Source organism: Planctopirus limnophila DSM 3776 (assembly GCF_000092105.1).
In the GTDB taxonomy this organism is placed as follows: Bacteria; Planctomycetota; Planctomycetia; order Planctomycetales; family Planctomycetaceae; genus Planctopirus; species Planctopirus limnophila.
In genome coordinates this window covers 171028-187121 of sequence record NC_014148.1, presented here as the reverse complement: position 1 = coordinate 187121, position 16094 = coordinate 171028, and the positions used below count along the sequence as shown (strand labels likewise).

The 16094-nt window shown below is 54.3% G+C and carries 14 protein-coding genes; 9 read left to right on the top strand and 5 right to left on the bottom strand.

All coding sequences use genetic code 11. The features are described from left to right. The first annotated feature begins 374 nt into the window (after positions 1-374). Positions 375-1688 carry an MFS transporter gene (locus PLIM_RS00690; protein ID WP_052301457.1) on the top strand — a complete coding sequence of 438 codons (1314 nt, stop codon included), beginning with the start codon at positions 375-377 and terminating at the stop codon, positions 1686-1688. A 157-nt stretch (positions 1689-1845) separates the two neighbouring features. Here the strand turns inward: PLIM_RS00690 and PLIM_RS23940 are convergent, their stop codons facing one another. Then, positions 1846-2148 (bottom strand): hypothetical protein, encoded by a 303-nt coding sequence (locus PLIM_RS23940; RefSeq protein WP_013108419.1) that lies wholly within the window; start codon positions 2146-2148, stop codon positions 1846-1848. A gap of 752 nt (positions 2149-2900) precedes the next feature. On the opposite strand from PLIM_RS23940, the gene PLIM_RS00680 reads away from it, so the two are divergent. Both PLIM_RS00680 and PLIM_RS00675 read left to right on the top strand, forming a co-directional pair. After that, positions 2901-4124, top strand: a complete 1224-nt coding sequence (locus tag PLIM_RS00680) for a pyridoxal phosphate-dependent aminotransferase (RefSeq protein WP_013108418.1) — start codon at positions 2901-2903, stop codon at positions 4122-4124. Positions 4125-4420: 296 nt separating this feature from the next. Next, on the top strand, positions 4421-5485 hold the full coding sequence (locus PLIM_RS00675; RefSeq protein WP_041402600.1) for a 3-deoxy-7-phosphoheptulonate synthase: 1065 nt from the start codon (positions 4421-4423) through the stop codon (positions 5483-5485). A gap of 56 nt (positions 5486-5541) precedes the next feature. On the opposite strand, the gene PLIM_RS00670 is transcribed toward PLIM_RS00675, so the two are convergent. Beyond that, complete coding sequence (locus PLIM_RS00670; RefSeq protein WP_041400871.1) at positions 5542-6432, bottom strand: HisA/HisF-related TIM barrel protein; 891 nt, start codon at positions 6430-6432, stop codon at positions 5542-5544. 97 nt (positions 6433-6529) lie between these two features. On the opposite strand from PLIM_RS00670, the gene moaC reads away from it, so the two are divergent. Together moaC and PLIM_RS00660 are read left to right on the top strand one after the other, a co-directional pair. After that, positions 6530-7006 (top strand): cyclic pyranopterin monophosphate synthase MoaC, encoded by a 477-nt coding sequence (gene moaC / locus PLIM_RS00665; protein ID WP_013108415.1) that lies wholly within the window; start codon positions 6530-6532, stop codon positions 7004-7006. Further along, positions 7003-7773: a hypothetical protein gene (locus tag PLIM_RS00660; protein WP_013108414.1), complete on the top strand. Its 771-nt coding sequence runs from the start codon at positions 7003-7005 to the stop codon at positions 7771-7773. The genes moaC and PLIM_RS00660 overlap by 4 nt, the downstream gene beginning before the upstream one ends. 127 nt (positions 7774-7900) lie before the next feature. On the opposite strand, the gene PLIM_RS00655 is transcribed toward PLIM_RS00660, so the two are convergent. Then, positions 7901-8248, bottom strand: a complete 348-nt coding sequence (locus tag PLIM_RS00655; RefSeq protein ID WP_013108413.1) for a hypothetical protein — start codon at positions 8246-8248, stop codon at positions 7901-7903. 515 nt (positions 8249-8763) lie between these two features. Between PLIM_RS00655 and PLIM_RS00650 the strand changes: the two genes are divergently transcribed. From PLIM_RS00650 to PLIM_RS22165, 4 genes are all read left to right on the top strand, one after another. Next, positions 8764-10647 (top strand): DUF1592 domain-containing protein, encoded by a 1884-nt coding sequence (locus tag PLIM_RS00650; protein WP_196349503.1) that lies wholly within the window; start codon positions 8764-8766, stop codon positions 10645-10647. A gap of 244 nt (positions 10648-10891) precedes the next feature. Then, entirely contained in the window at positions 10892-12286 is a 1395-nt protein-coding gene (locus PLIM_RS00645) for a DUF1552 domain-containing protein (protein ID WP_013108411.1), read from the top strand. A gap of 72 nt (positions 12287-12358) precedes the next feature. Then, the gene (locus tag PLIM_RS00640) at positions 12359-13717 is read left to right on the top strand and encodes an ABC transporter permease (RefSeq protein WP_013108410.1); all 1359 of its coding nucleotides are present in this window, start codon (positions 12359-12361) and stop codon (positions 13715-13717) included. An 84-nt stretch (positions 13718-13801) separates the two neighbouring features. Next, positions 13802-14635 (top strand): hypothetical protein, encoded by an 834-nt coding sequence (locus PLIM_RS22165; RefSeq protein ID WP_013108409.1) that lies wholly within the window; start codon positions 13802-13804, stop codon positions 14633-14635. 160 nt (positions 14636-14795) lie between these two features. Here PLIM_RS22165 and PLIM_RS00630 read toward each other — a convergent pair whose 3' ends face one another. Continuing rightward, positions 14796-15281 carry a DinB family protein gene (locus PLIM_RS00630; protein WP_013108408.1) on the bottom strand — a complete coding sequence of 162 codons (486 nt, stop codon included), beginning with the start codon at positions 15279-15281 and terminating at the stop codon, positions 14796-14798. Between the two features lie 80 nt (positions 15282-15361). Further along, the gene (locus PLIM_RS00625) at positions 15362-16042 is read right to left on the bottom strand and encodes a hypothetical protein (protein WP_013108407.1); all 681 of its coding nucleotides are present in this window, start codon (positions 16040-16042) and stop codon (positions 15362-15364) included. Positions 16043-16094 lie beyond the last annotated feature (52 nt).

Here is a 16094-nt window from a genome sequence, read left to right as displayed (position 1 = left end):
AAGTGGGCTACATGTTGCCGGAACACCACAGGGAAGCGTGGCATGTGGTGAATCAGAGACAGATGTTGCCAAAGACCGACACGTCCAGCGCAACTGGAATTTCCTTGAACCGGCGAGAGGCGAGGTGTGTCCCGCTGGAGTGATCAGAGAAGGGCTGCGGCAAGAGACCAGTCCCTGTGATTTTCTGGCGGGATCGAGAGAAAGCTCTTGTCAGGTGTTAGAACCGAGCCTTGATCGCGGTACTTGCTGATAACCCGGGGAGAGTTGCCGCCAGACAACATGTTCCACGTGGTAAGGCGTCTGGCTGGGTTGGCTGTTAACTGATGGACAGTTGGCAGTTGAGAGAATGAGTTCACTTTTCGATTGATGCTGTTATGCCGTCCGTTTTAATACCTGGTCAGCGCAGGGATGCTGCTGGTCGCTCGATGATTTCCATCGCTGATGAGGAACAAGTCGAAACACGTTCGGCCCCGATGTTGAGGCGGATTGAAACCCGCTCGATCTCGCTGCTGACGATTGGGCATGCCACGGTGGATCTCTGCCAGGGGCTTGTCCCGGCGATGGTTTCGTACCTGGTGCTCAAAGAAAACTACACATACTTCATGAGTGCCTCGCTGGTCTTTGCCACTGCAGCGATGTCGTCGATTGTGCAGCCTGTTTTTGGGCAGATGGCCGACCGTTTGAAGCTTCATTGGCTGCTTCCTGCGAGTGTGTTGCTGGCCGGAATTCCTTTGGGAATAGGGGCACAAAGCCCCAGTTATGGATTGTTGCTCTTTGCACTGGCACTGAGTGGTTTCGGAATTGCGGCCTTTCATCCGGAAGCAGCGAGGCAAGCTCATCTGGCGGCGGGCGATTATCGCACCACCGCGATGAGTTACTTTTCGCTGGGTGGTAGTGTGGGGTTTGCCATGGCTCCGGCCCTCGGCTGGTGGCTGCTCGAATCGAGTGGAAGGCTGGGGATGCTGTGGGTCATACTCCCTGCAGCTATTGTGGCAGCACTGTTGGCCCGGCAGTTCTCGATGTCTGCTTCGCCGTCGAGACAACGGCCACATATAGCGATTGCCCCAGCGAAAGACGATTGGTACGGCTTTGGCGTACTGACCATCAGTGTCGTAGCGCGTTCGATTGTGTTCTTTGCGATCAATACCTTTCTGGCACTTTACTGGCGGCAGCGCTGGGCGGATTCAGCCGACGTGGGGAGCACAGGGGCGTTCGATCTCAATGTGATCCTGGCTTCGGGCACAACGATCTTATCGGTCTTTCTGGCAGCTGGAATTGGTGGCACAATTCTCGGAGGCTGGTTTGCCGACCGGTTCAGCCGCAGAGCCACGTTGATCACCGGCTTCGGGTTGTCGATGCTGACATTTCCCCTGATGGTCTGGTCGCCATCGATGGAGGTAGGAGCTGCGATGGTCGCTTTGACGGCGATCCTGTTTTTCGCACCGGCCAGTCCCGCCGTGGTGCTGGGTCAGGAGTATCTGCCGAACCGGGTGGGCATGGCTTCCGGAGTGACCATTGGCCTGGCGGTAAGTGTGGGTGGCATGGTTGTCCCTCTCTTAGGTTGGCTGGGCGACGTTTATGGGCTGGGTGTGGTGTTTCTGCTGATGGAAGTGATGCTTGGTTTCTGCGTAGTTTCGTCGATCGCACTGCCAAATCCACATTTCAGCACACGACTCGCGAAGTCGTAATGGATGGGCATGTGCCAGTCATCGCCCCTTAAAAAGCTAGAAGCCAGCAGATCACAAGGAAATGCCGGCTTCTCTGCTTTGTTGTTTCATGAACGGGGCCAATCGCGAGAGTGTCGGAGTGGCGAGCAAATGCTTCGTTGCAAGTGAGTGCTAAGCACTAGCTGGCAGCAGGTGTCTTGGGGGCAGCTGGCTTGGCAGCCTTAGGTGCCTTGGCAGGCTTTGCTGCGGCGGGCTTGGCGGCTGGAGCAGCCTTGGGCTTGGTGGACTTGGCTGGCTTTGCAGCGGGAGCAGCCTTGGTGGCCTTGGCAGGCTTAGCGGCTGGTGCAGCCTTGGCAGGCTTTTCAGCCTTAGGCTTGGTCGACTTCGCTGGCTTTGCTGCGGCGGGCTTGGCGGCTGGAGCAGCCTTCTTTTCAACTGGCTTTTTCGCTGGAGCAGCCTTCGTCGTCGTTTTTGTCGCCATGCTCAATAACTCCTGTAGTGTCTGGACGCACTTAATACTCCCACGGTGAGATCATCTCGAGGGGAGTTCGCTCTAGCGTCCTTGGAGCGAGTTTTGCGCCTAACAGTCACACTCTCCAAATAGAGTGAGGTTCATCCTTGAAACTTAGAACAGACCCGACAGATTCAGTTTTAGGATGCTTCGCGAAACAGGTCAATCGGAATCTGTTTTATTGCAACGGTTTATTGTCACTCTGTGCAACGCAACTTTTGACTTCGGGGAATCACGGCTCGACGTAACTCTTTCGAGAACTGATTACGGCAAATTTTATCGGCCAATCTGGCTGGTAGGTTTGGGGGTTCTGTAACAAAATCAGCGATTTCGTGGAAAAAACCGGCTGTATCAGTTGCGTGATCCAGGCCTGCTGGCGGTGAAGTCGTCGATTTGGATCAAACGAACTGCCAGGAGGTATCGAAACGCTGAGCAAACCATCGCGAACCTCCCATCGATTCCAGACGTCACAAACCGGTTGACGATCATTTGCAAATGTTCGACTGTCGTTTCTAAATGCGGCCGCAAGGGGTCGTTCCTTGACGCTGGAGTCAACTCACCTGACAATCTCAGTATGAGATATTTTTCAGTGTGCGATATTTTGATGTGGAACTCAGTTGAACGTCAGCACACTGCCCACAAACTTCTGACCCACCCATGAATCCTGAAGCCCGGCTTCGAGATTCTTCTCCCGCTACTGTAACGATAGAAAACTGCCTGCCATGCCCGCCATGACTTTGTCTCCGCTCGTGGAAGCTCTCAAGCCTTCAGCCACTTTAGCCGCTGCTGCTAAAGCACGAGAGCTGAAAAACAAAGGCGTTAAGGTTCTCGACTTCACGCTGGGTGAACCCGACTTCAATACTCCTGAGCACATCCAGGCGGCGGCGATTGAGGCGATGAAAGCCGGCAAAACGCATTACACACCTTCTGGTGGTATTGCCGAACTGAAGGAAGCAGTCTGCCGGGCTTACAAGCGCGATTACAATCTCGACTACGCTCCCAATCAGGTGCTGATCTCGAACGGCGCCAAGCACTCGATTCATAATGTATTGGCGACACTTTGCGGCCCAGGTGATGAAGTCATCATCCCCACACCTTACTGGGTCAGTTATGGGGCACTGGTCGAACTGACAGGTGCCGTTCCTGTGCTCGTCGAAACCACAGAAGCCAGTGGCTTTGTGATGACGGCCGAGCAGTTTGAAGCAGCCATTACTCCTCGAACCAAGCTGCTGTTACTCAATAATCCCAGCAATCCGACCGGTGCTGCTTACACTCCCGCACAGTTGGAAGCTCTGGCCAAGGTTGCAGTGGCTCGCAATATTCCAGTGCTCTCGGATGAAATCTACGAGAAACTCATTTATCCCGGCAGTGAGTTCCGCTCATTCGCCAGCTTCGGCCCCGAAGTCAAGGCCCTGACGATCATTGTCAGTGGTGTCAGTAAAGCCTATGCAATGACAGGCTGGCGTATTGGCTGGACAATCGGGCCTGCCGCCATCATCAAGGCCATGGATAACCTCCAAAGCCAGGAAACATCGAATCCTTGCAGCATCAGCCAGTATGCGGCTGTCACGGCACTCGATGGACCTCAGGAATCTGTCGAAGCCATGCGTGTGGTCTTTGAACGCCGACGGGAGTATTCACTCAGCCGACTGCGACCCTGGCAGGAACGGTTTGGCGTGACCTGCCCGCCCCCCGGTGGTGCGTTCTATATGTTCTTCAACATTTCATCGATGCTCAATAAGCCATTGGCGAGTGGGAAAGTCGCGAAGGACGCCAGCGAGTTCTGCACCATCCTGCTCGAAGAAGCTCATGTCGCTTTGGTGACAGGCGATGCCTTTGGTGCTCCTGGTTTTGTGAGGCTTTCCTTTGCGACGGACGACGAGACACTCAAACAAGGTTTTGATGCCATCGAGAAGTTCCTCGCCAGTGCAGGATCGGCAGGTTAGTAAATACGAATCCTGAGATGAAGCAACACGAAATGACCCGTGGGGAAATCGATTGACGAGCACCAGAGCTCTCTTTTCACTGGCAAACTCATCTGAAAACCAGCTCTGCGACTGTTCCGTGGCCTGGCTCTCACCTAAAATCCTAGAAACGAGACTTTCCTCAGGGTGCCTGAAATTTGTCGACTTCATACGGCCTTGAAACCATGCCAGATGAATTCCACCCTTGAGTCGTTAATGAAGTTTCAGCATTCAAGCAATCAGGCCTCCCTGAGTTCTTTCACAGAATGTCGACTGTTATGCAACCGCTCCAAAACGTGAATGTTCGGGATACCGTGCCACTGATTGCCCCCCGATACCTGAAGTCGGAAGAAACGATTTCCGATTCCGCCATGCGAACTGTTGTCGAAGGACGCGAAGCGATCAAGCGGATTCTCAGTGGTGAAGATTCCCGTCTCTTTGTGACTGTCGGCCCCTGTTCGATTCACGATCATGTGGCGGCCCTCGAATATGCCCGCAAGCTGCGGGATCTGGCTGAAAAAGTCAAAAGCCACATGCTGATTGTGATGCGCGTCTACTTCGAAAAGCCACGCACAACCGTTGGTTGGAAAGGACTGATTAACGACCCGCACCTCAATGAGACCTTCGATATCGCCACAGGTTTGCGGGCGGCCCGCCGCATTCTGCTGGAAGTGAACGATATGGGATTACCAGCAGCGACCGAACTGCTCGAATCCATTACGCCTCAATATATTTCCGATCTGCTGGCCTTTGCAGCTATTGGGGCCCGCACGACAGAATCGCCCACTCATCGGCAGATGGCCAGCGGTCTTTCCATGCCCGTCGGTTACAAAAACGGGACGGACGGCACCTTGCAGGTCGCTCTCGATGCCATGCAGGCGGCTCGAACATCGCACAGTTTCCTGGGCATCGACCCTGAAGGAAAGACCTGCATCATCAACACCAAAGGGAACCCCTGGGGCATGCTCGTGTTGCGTGGCGGACGAACAGCTCCCAACTATGCACCAGAAAACGTGCAGGAAGCGGTTTCCAAGCTCCGGGCACTCAATCTTTGTGATCGAATCATGGTGGATTGCAGCCATGCGAATTCCAACAAGGATTACACCAAGCAGCACATTGTCTGGAACGATGTTATTCAGCGACGTCTTGACGGAGAGACTGCACTGGCAGGGGTGATGGTGGAAAGTAACCTCTTCCCTGGCAATCAGCCTCTCAAAAACCCTGCCGATCTGAAGTACGGCGTCTCCATTACCGATGGCTGTATTGGCTGGGAAGAAACCGAAGAACTCATTCTCTCGGCGTATGAAAAAATGAATCCCACACCGGCTGAAGTCACCGCCTGAGGACAGACGAGTCAATCAGCAGTAAACAATTCTCATCGAACAGCTTGTCAGATCGCTTAAGGCATTCGTAAAGGGGCGAACTGATCGGGTGTGATGGTGCCTGTCATCAGCGCTGTGGCCACGAGCACACCACTCACGCCCTGTGTCTGCAATTGCAGAACATCCTGGGCCGTCCGCATGCCTCCACCAGCCAGAATGGTGGGGGTTCTTTCTGTTGGAACTACCTGTGTGCCATGCTGGCAGCTTTGGGCAAGCCTGCTTTGATAGCTTTCGGCAGGGTGTTTCCAGTTGCGACTCGATTTCTCCAATGTTTCTCGGAGCAGTCGAATCTGCTCTGCCGTTGAACCTCCGGTGCCCTGACCCACATCTGCCAGATCCAGCACGATCCAATGCGTCATTGACCAGTTGGAGAGTTGGCTGATGAAATCCGTGAGGCCCAGTTGCTGGAACTCGGCAGGTGCCTGCCATTGGCCCTGGCGAAAATCGAGCGAAATCCACAATCGTTGTGAGTCTTCCAGTCGAACGATCAGTTCCTGCAGCCATGCCATCGACGGTAACGACTCCGTTCCCAGAATGACCTCGTAGCCGAGGTTCACGGCCGTTAGAACATCATCGATTTCTCGAAAACCGGCATCCATCAGAATTCGCGGACCATCTCCCGGCAAACAAGGCCAGCTGCTTGTTTGCGGTTGGCCATCGATGATCCCATCGAGATCAGCGACATAGAGCCAACGTGGTTGCCAGACCCTGGAAAACTCTTCGGCCAACTGTTGAGGCTTGCGTGGCTGCTGAAAAGAATCTGTCCAAGGTCGATAAAGGGCTCGATTTCCAGCAATCGCATGCACTGCCCAGCCATTACGAGTATCAATAACCGGCACAACGACTGAGGCGTGGCCAGGCATCGAATTGTGCTGGTGATGACGAGTTGTTTCGGCTGGGAGCTCCATCAACTTCACTCTTTCAGGCAGGCAGATTCAGCCAAACATAGTTAATCTGAATTATGACTAAGTGCTGGCTTCATTCCAGAAATTTGGATCCTCGATCATGACAGATTTGACCCATTTCGACAGCGAAGGGCACTCACGTATGGTGAATGTGGGCCATAAACCTGTCACTGAGAGAACTGCCACAGCCGAAGGATTTGTTACAGCTCACCCAGAGACGATCACTCGCATGGCTGGTGGAGGAACCGCGAAAGGTAATGTACTCGAAGTCGCCCGTCTGGCGGGGATCATGGCGGCTAAAAAAACTGCCGATCTGATTCCACTCTGTCATCCTCTAGGGCTTGATTCCGTCGAGATAGAATTTTCTTTCACATCACCCGATGAACTTCGCATTGTGGCCACAGCCAGCCTGACGGCGAAAACAGGTGTCGAAATGGAAGCTCTCACGGCGGTTTCGATTGCTGCTCTCACTGTCTATGACATGTGCAAAAGCATCGATAAAGCTATGACGATCGGCCCGATTCGGCTCCTTTCCAAAACCGGTGGGAAATCCGGAAGCTGGTCGGCACCCTCATGAATCAACTTTCTGAACTCTGGCAGTCGAGTCTCATCGCCAATGTGACCTGCGATGTCTTCACACCTCCTGCGGTCAAAGCAATCATTGTGTTCCTCCACGGGATGGATGGCAACACGCTGGTAGCCAGCGAAGCGTGGTCACAAGAGGCACTGAAGGCGAGTGTGTCAATCATTGCGCCGCATGGCTTGGGCAAGGTCTTCGCTGATCAGCCACTTGATCACACCACGGCTCCTTATTGCTGGTGGCTCGATGCGGGGGAAATGCCAATCCATGAAAGTTCTTCCACAGCCCAGGCTCCCATCAGTCCCGAGGCCTGGCTGACAGATCAACTTCAGCCTTACCTGCAGGAAACTGGCCTGCCTTATGTACTGGCAGGTTACGAGGTGGGAGGACAAGGTGCCTTGAGAGTGGCTTATCGACATCCCCGAAAGTTTCCAATCGTTGCCGCGATTGCTCCCAAGGTCGATTTGCACAATATCCATGGATTGGGAACCTCTCTCGATCGATTGTTCCCGACTGCAGAAGCGGTTCGCCAACAGGAAGCGACAGTCTGGCTCAATCCACTGCTGCGTCCCAATCATCAACTCATTCTCTGCGACCCTGGCAACGACTTCTGCTATCCGGGTTGTCAAACATTGCAGACCAAATTGAGTTCGACAGGTTGTCCGCACGAGATCAGCCTGGAAACGACTCCAGGGACCCTGTGGAATTCCGAGCCGGATGCTGCCGCACCGAGGATGGTTGCCTTTTTGAGCCGGTTCGCTTGAGCTGAGCACCCCATCGAAGCCCATCTTTTGCTGATTCTTCCCTAAGCCATTTCCCGTCGGAGCGGGAGCAGAGGTGAAAAACCCTCGCCCATTCCTTAAATACTGCAGCCCGCTACTGGATCATCGCTCAGGCGTCGCTATCGAAGAGTGTGCCACGTTCACCGTCAGCATCGAGGGGATGCAGCGGCGGTTTGTGGATCGGCTGTTGGCTTTCGCTGGCCTCGGGCTGCTCCACTGGTGGTTCTTCGTTGGCTGTCCACGGCATGCGACCATCGGCATCGCGATCGTCGACCCCGTGATTTTCGGCCAGATCGCCAATCGATTTCTCGTTGAGTTGTGCAATCGAGAGATCGCGATTGGCATCGCTACTGGCTGTAGCCCTTTGATTCTGTGAGCCCTGCGGCTGGGCCGCTGGAATACCGGCAGCACCCGACACAAATGGCGAACCGTAACCTCCAAAACCAATGGAACTCATGGCTGGTCTCCTTGCCTGTGCTGTATCTAAAAAGGCATTCCGTTCAATACCCATCATCCGTGACAAGTGTCTGGAGAGATTACGGAAAGAGCCAGTGGCATCCGTCATAAGCATTCGACTCTCATTGTCTCAGGTTTTGATGACTTTGGCCAAGTTTTTTTGAGAGATCGCACAGCAATGTTCCACCCAACAGCACACCCCAGATCTCTCGAAATAGAGGAGGCAAGTAAACAACATTGCAAATGCAGACTGTGGAGCCTAAACTTCATAAGCATCAACAACGATTGATGAAAGACCTGCCTGATCTCCCGCCGACGGAATCCTGCCTTCCTCACGATTGATCAACTGCCATGCGCTGTCTTGATTTCGACCATTGCTGCATGAGCCGAATGCTGATGATTTTCAGCCAGGGTTGGTCACGTCGAGATGTTGTTTCTTTTCGGTGCCGTCTGCAGTTGTTAATGCTCATCGTATGTTTTGGGCTTTTCACTTCGATAGTTCATGGTGCCGATCCCGTGGCCTTTGATCGCGATGCCAAGCCTTATCTCAAGAAGTATTGCTTCAGTTGCCACGACGATAAAAAAATGGAAGGCGAGCTGAATCTCGCTGTCTATAAAGAACCGCAGCGAGTGCTGGAATCGCTTCCGAAATGGGAGACGATTATCCAGCGCGTCAAAGCCAAAGAGATGCCTCCCGAAGGGAGCCCTCAGCCATCCGAGGAAGAGTTCCAACGATTCTTGAGTTGGTATGGCACACTCCCCCGGCCTGAGAACGAATGCCGCAATCTGGCGACCGATGCCACCCAGAATTTTTATCAAGGCTATGTGATGAGCCGCCGGCTCACACGGGCCGAGTACGCCAACAGCGTGCGGGATCTGTTCAATTACGACTTTCAGATTCTCTCTCGCATCCCGGCTGATGGGGCAGGTGGTGAAGGTTTTGATACCAATGGCTCGTCGCTCTTCACCTCAGCTATTCTTGCAGAAAAGTATCTCGACGTCGCCACCGATGTGGCCAGTCAGCTTCTTCCTGAAAGCTTGCGAGAACAACCTGCTGCCATACAACAACGCGAGTCCAGTCAATCCATCGACCCACTGGAAACCGCGAGGCGGAAGCTGCTGGCACATTGGCCGGGGGCTGCCTTAACGCCGCGAGAAGCCGCACGATTGAACCTTGAGCCATTCGTCAAAAGAGCCTACCGGCGACCCATCCACAAGGAAGATCTAGAGCCGCTGTTGGCACTATTCGATCAGGCATATCAGAGGGGCGATCCTTTCCCACAGGCCATGCGATTGCCCTTGATGGCGATTCTCATTTCGCCTCATTTTCTGTTTCTGGCGGAGCCTGAGCCAAGTCAGGAAGGGGTGCATGCACTGCCCCCATATCCACTGGCATCGCGGCTCTCTTACTTTCTCTGGTCGAGTCTGCCTGATGATGAACTTCTGCAACTGGCCGAATCGGGCCAACTGCTTCAGGACGACGTGCTGAAGGCGCAAGTCCGACGCATGCTCGCCGATCCACGCGTACGTGGTCTGGGTGAAAACTTTGGCATGCAATGGCTGGGGCTATCTCAGTTCGGAGAAACCACCCGGCCTGATGCGAAGCTGTTTCCCGAGTTTGACAGTGATCTACTCCAGGCCATGAGACAGGAAAGTATCGAGACTTTGACTGCGGTCTTCCGGCAGAATCGCAGTCTCCGCGAACTCCTGGTGGCCGACTATGTCTTTGTGAATGATCGACTGGCAGAACATTATGGCCTGCCCAAGCCCGGCTCAAATGCCATGGTTCAGGTATCGCTCACCGATGATCAGAAGTACCGGGGCGGCATTGTGACGCAAGGGGCTGTCATGGTGCACACTTCGTATCCATTTCGAACGAGTCCTGTCCTGCGGGGACGATGGGTACTTGAAGAAGTGCTCGGTAGTAAAGTCCCGCCGCCACCTCCCGGCGTGCCACCATTGCCAGAGCACGATCCGAATGCTCCACCATTGTCTTTGCGAGAGCGATTGGAAAAGCATCGGCAGGATCCGGCCTGTTCGGCCTGCCATAACCGCATGGATCCATTAGGGTTCGGCCTCGAAAACTTCGATGTCCTTGGTCGATTTCGAACGGCTGAAGCAGGCCTTGCCATCGATGCTTCTGGCAAACTTCCCAGTGGCGAAAACTTCAGCGGCCCGGCCGAAATGAAGCAGATTCTGCTCAAGCGGAAAGGGGAGTTTCTGCGGAATCTGACCAAGAAAATGCTCGGTTATGCCCTGGGACGTGGTCTCAACAAGTTCGACCAATGTGTGATCAAGGAAACGCTCGAAGCCCTGAAATCCCATGATGATAAGTCAGAGGTGCTTGTTGAGCAGATTGTCCTGAGTTATCCGTTTCGCCACCGCTACACCAAGAAGTAAACGATAAATCGATCATTTTGTGAACCACAACGGTTAAATCGGTAAGCGATTGCCGATCCCACTGGCATAGAATATCAAGAACCTGAAGTCTGTACCGCCAGAGGGTCTGGAGTTCTCGCCACTTCCCAACAACCAGCAAATTGTCCGTAAAATAATACCAGTACCTTAGTTACCTGCCCGATGGAAGCACCCGTTTGTTCTGATCAAACGTAATCTCCATCGTCTACCCGCCGGAGTAAATCCCATGCCTCATACCTCCCGTTGGTCAATTCCTCGTCGCACGTTTTTGCGAGGTGCCGGTGTGGCTGTGGCTTTGCCGTGGCTGGAAGCGATGGGTTCGCCTGTCAAAGCGGCTGAGTTGACGACCCCGGCAGATGCACTTGAGGCGGGAAAGTATGCTCCTGTTCGATTTGGCTGCCTGTTCTTCCCCAATGGTGTCTGGAAGGATGCCTGGATTCCTAAACAATCTGGGAAAGATTTCGAACTGCCCGATTCGTTGCAGCCGCTGACAAACCTCAAAGAGCACGTCACAATTCTCTCTCAACTCGACAAGCGGCACAGCCATGAAGGGGATGGCCATTACGCGAAAACAGCCAACTTCCTCACAGGCCTGCGGGTCGAAAAAACCACCGGCAAAAACATCAGCACAGGTGGAGTTTCACTCGATCAGTACATGGCCAAGCAGGTGGGGCATTTGACCCCACTTCCGTCACTTGAATTAGGCATTGATCCCGTCATTTCCGGGATCGATTCGAATGTCGGTTACACCCGACTTTATGGTTCGCACATTTCGTGGCAGACAGCCGAACGACCCGTCGCCAAGGAAATCAATCCCAGAACAGTGTTTGATCGGCTGATGAATGTCCAGCAGGCAGGGAAGAATCGCGGCCAGGCGGCTTCATCACGTGATGCAGACCGCAAAAGCCTGCTCGATTTCGCGATGTCCGATGCCCGGCGATTGCGGCAACAGCTGGGCCGCGACGACCAGTTCAAACTCGATGAATATCTTGATTCTGTTCGTGCTGTCGAAAAGCGGATCGAGTTTTTTACACAGCCTGATCCTCGAGTCTGGCATCCAGAAACACCTCAGGCCGAAATGGAAGCCCCCGGGGCACCTCGAGATTATCAGGAGCATGTCCGCCTGATGATCGACCTGATGATTCTGGCCTTCCAGACCGATTCCACGCGGGTTTCGAGCTTTATGTTCGCCAATGATGTTTCGGGTCATAACTTCTCGTTTGTCGACGGTGTCCGCGGTTCGCACCATGAACTATCGCATCACGAAGGCAAGCCCGAAAAGATCGAGCAGTACCAGAAGATCAATCGCTGGCATGTTTCGCAGTTCAGCCGGATGCTGGAGCGGATGTCACAGATTCGGGAAGGAGAATCGACGTTGCTCGATAACTCCATGATTCTTTTGGGATGCGGCATGGCCGATGGCAATGCGCACCAGCCTGATAACCTGCCGATTGTCGTGGGTGGCCATGCCGGTGGACGATTTGCCGGCGGGCAGCATATTGCCAGTGCACCACGCACTCCGCTGTGCAATCTGTATGTTTCGATGCTCGATGGCATGGGCTGCCCCGTGAATCAGTTCGGCGACAGCACCGGCCCCATCAAGGAAGTTTTTTCGGCTTAGCATTTAATGCAATAGCACTGGATAGAGCGAGCTTCAATCAATCATCACCGACATTCGGGTAACCTTGGCCTCATGTTTTTTAATACGATCCGCGCTGTTCGTCTGGCACTTAAGAGCCTGCTGCTGCATAAGCTGCGGTCGGGCCTGACGATGCTCGGTATTGTCTTTGGGGTCTTTTCTGTGATTGCCATGCTCGCCATTGGCGAAGGGGCCAGTGCTCAGGCGCAGGCTCAGGTGCGTCAACTGGGGGCGACAAACATCATTGTGGTGAGCGTCAAGCCCCCCGCCGATTCTTCGTCGAACTCATCGAGATCGTCAGGTCGCGGTCCTTCAGTATTAGCCTACGGGCTTTTGCGAGCCGACTATCGACTGCTGTCGGAGACGATTCCCACAATCACCAGCACCATTGCGATTCGGGAAATCCAATCCGAAGTACGTTATCTGCAGAATACGATCAACGCCCGCGTGGTCGCGACGACCACAGGCTACAAAGATATGAATCATCTGGAGATGGCTGAAGGTCGCTTTCTCACCGATCAGGATGAACGCGAGATGGCCAATGTCGCTGTCATCGGGAGTGAAGTCGCCGCCAGACTCTTCCCCTATGAAAGCCCCGTTGGCAAAACTATTCTGATGCGTTCGTTTCGGTTCACCGTCGTGGGCGTTACGCGCTCACGAACAGCTTCCGCTGCGATCGGTGGCAGTATGTCCGGGCAGGAATTCAACAAAGACGTCTACATCCCGCTCAAGACATTCCAGACACGAATTGGTGACCGCGTGATTACGGCACTCAGTGGTTCATTCTCTGCTGAAGAAGTGCAACTCAACCAGATCACGCTGCAGGTGGCAGAAACACAGGATGTCGTCCGCACCGCCGACGTCGTGCGGGAATCACTCATGCGCAATCATCGTGGCAAAAACGACTACGATGTGATTGTCCCTCTCGAACTTCTGAAGCAGGCCGAGCAGATCAAGCAGATCTTCAACATTGTGCTGGGCTCGATTGCCGCCATCAGTCTGGTCGTGGGCGGAATTGGGATCATGAATATCATGCTCGCCACCGTCACCGAGCGAACACGCGAAATTGGCATCCGGCGGGCACTGGGCGCCAGGCAATCCGATATCATCAGCCAGTTCCTGACAGAGACGATAGTTCTTTCCGGGACTGGTGGGTTATTGGGTGTCGGCCTGGGCCTGTGCACACCACTGGCTTTTATGGGGATCCAGTGGATTGTGGAAAATGCGGTGCTTTCGGGAAGTTCAGGAACGTCCGAAATCAGCCAGCTCTTTGGAAATATGCGGCCACAGATCGCTTTCTGGAGTCTGCCGATTGCCTTTGGAATCTCCGTCGGGATTGGTGTAATCTTCGGCATCTACCCCGCACGTTCGGCAGCACGCATGGATCCGATCGAAGCACTCCGGCACGAATAGCAACTCCTCGAAACCCAACAAAGATATTTCTCGAAATTCGCAGCCTCCACATCACTCAAATATCCGCCTTCAGGGCGGCGCATCATGCCGACACGGCGATTTTCATCAGAGGATGATCCCGGAATCCTGCGAGCCGAACTGGCTCGCGAAGCCGCTCGATTACTCGTCCGCGGAAAGGTGCAGAATTTCTCAACTGCACGGAAACGGGCTGCGCGATCCCTCTCGACACAGCGATTGACAGCCGCCCACCAGCCATCCAATCAGGAAATTCAGCAGGAAATCGACCTGCTGCTGAAGCCACTCCAGCTCGATAGTGCCGGGCACCCCTCATTCGCCGAACAGGCAACGACCAGTTCCAAAATCTGCCCGGAGGATTTCACTTCGCCACCTGCAGAAAACTCCATCCAGCCAGATGGCGTCGCCGCTGCCACTCACGTTGATCCTGAACCATCGACTGCCGATTTCTACATCCGGCTCGCGAACGTGCTCTATCGATTGGAGTCCGTCAGGCTCGATTCGATCGAGCATCCGGAAGGGGATGCCCTTTATCATTCGCTGCAGGTCTTTGAAATTGGGCGCTCCATCGAGCCTTACGATGAAGAGTTTCTGATAGCCTGCCTGCTCCATGACGTGGGACTGACGATCAATCCCAGGCAACCGATTCTTTCCACCTTTGATGTGCTGGGCGAATGGCTTTCCGAACGAACGCGCTGGTTCATCGAACAACGGCCCGTGGCAACGGCCGGCTTAAGGCAAGGCCGCTTCCCGCAATCGCTTCGTAAACATCCCGATTTCGACCTGCTCGTCGAACTGGCCCGTGCCGATCGCGAGGGACGGGTGGCCGGTGCTCAGGTGCCAGAAGTCGAAGAAGTGATCGCGTACCTCATGGCCCTCGATGAAATGTGCCAGGGTGAATGATCGTGCGGCTCTCTATCTCATGCAGCGATTGCGTTATTCGCTCTCACTGTGTGGCACGGCCCTGCAGGCTTTGCGAAAGGGCGTGGCCTTCACAGGGTGGCCAGGCTGGATGTCTTGAACAGCATCAAGCGGCAAGCTTGTCACAACCAGTTCATACTCATCATGCCAGTGGCTTACCCAGAAGTGCTCTCTTTTGCAGAGCGAACTTCAGATGATGCTCCAGATGGTGAATGTACTTGATGACCTGATCTGCCAGCGACACCTTGCCTACTTCGGTATGAATCCCCGTCCGGGCAAACATTTCGGGAGAGAATCGCCGCAGATGTTCGGCCATGAACTGCCGATTGTTCGCAACAGCTTTGCAGGCTGCCAGAGCATCAATCGCTTCCATGCCTGGCAAGGTATTGAAGGCCGATTCATCGTACGCACAGATCAGCGGGTTGGGCATGGCCGCTATCCGCTTCATGCGATCTGTTCCGATCAGATCACTATCGTAAATGTGTGTCGCAATCTGTTGCAGGCTCCAGGTTCCTGGGACTGGGACCGCCTGCAGATCGGCCTTGGTTAAACCATCGAAGGCAGCGATCAGCTTCGCACCACCAGCCACATAGGCGTCAATCTGGGCAGAGGTAATCATTGTTTCCATAGTTGATTTTCCACTCATGAATGAGCATGCCAGAACAAACAATTCGCAGGTCAGGTTAAGGCTGGAGGACGGCTCAAGGTTTAGTTTTTCAGGCGAACGGGGAGGAAGATTTTGGCTTCGCCGGGGGAATTAAGATCGTGCCGTTCGAAGAGCGGCCCTTCGCGCCAGGTCAGTGATTCCTGCTGAGCGAGCCATTGTGGAAACATACCTGCATGCTGCAGGCAGACGGGTTTAACTTCGATGGCCGAACTGGAGACGGCCGGCTCGACAGGTTCTGCACCAGCTTGTTGTGACATGACGACTGAGGTCCCCCTCGAGAAGGCCCACTTGGCCATTCCCTGAGGGATCGGCGTCTCAGCATCGACCTCGGCACCAATCAGGATTTTTTTCTCGAGGAGAGCTTCTGACTCGCTGGCCCTGGCTGTCCAGGCAAGGCAGATCACGCGATCCGTCTGCTGGCCGGGAATTCGCCGGAGCAGTTGTTTCGAGAGAAATTCACGCAGGGCACTTTGAAGCTGAGTTTCGAGCGCCAAGGGTTCGTCCGCGGCCGAGATTTCATAGCCCATCAGCCAGACTGTCGGCAGCCGCACCAACTGCCATTGAAAGTGCTGGTCGCTCCCTTCAGGAAGCGTCACTTCCCCGTAAAGTTCCGGCAGAGGAGTGGCTTCCAGGAGTTCTTCTTCGAGCAGTTCACCTTCCGCCTGCTCAGCGGCAGAGGAATCGGCAGAGGCAGGGGATTGAGTTCGCGCAGGTCGCTTCATAAGGGCTCTTCCAGAAAATCAATGTCTGGTGGAGCGTATCCAAGTTGGCATG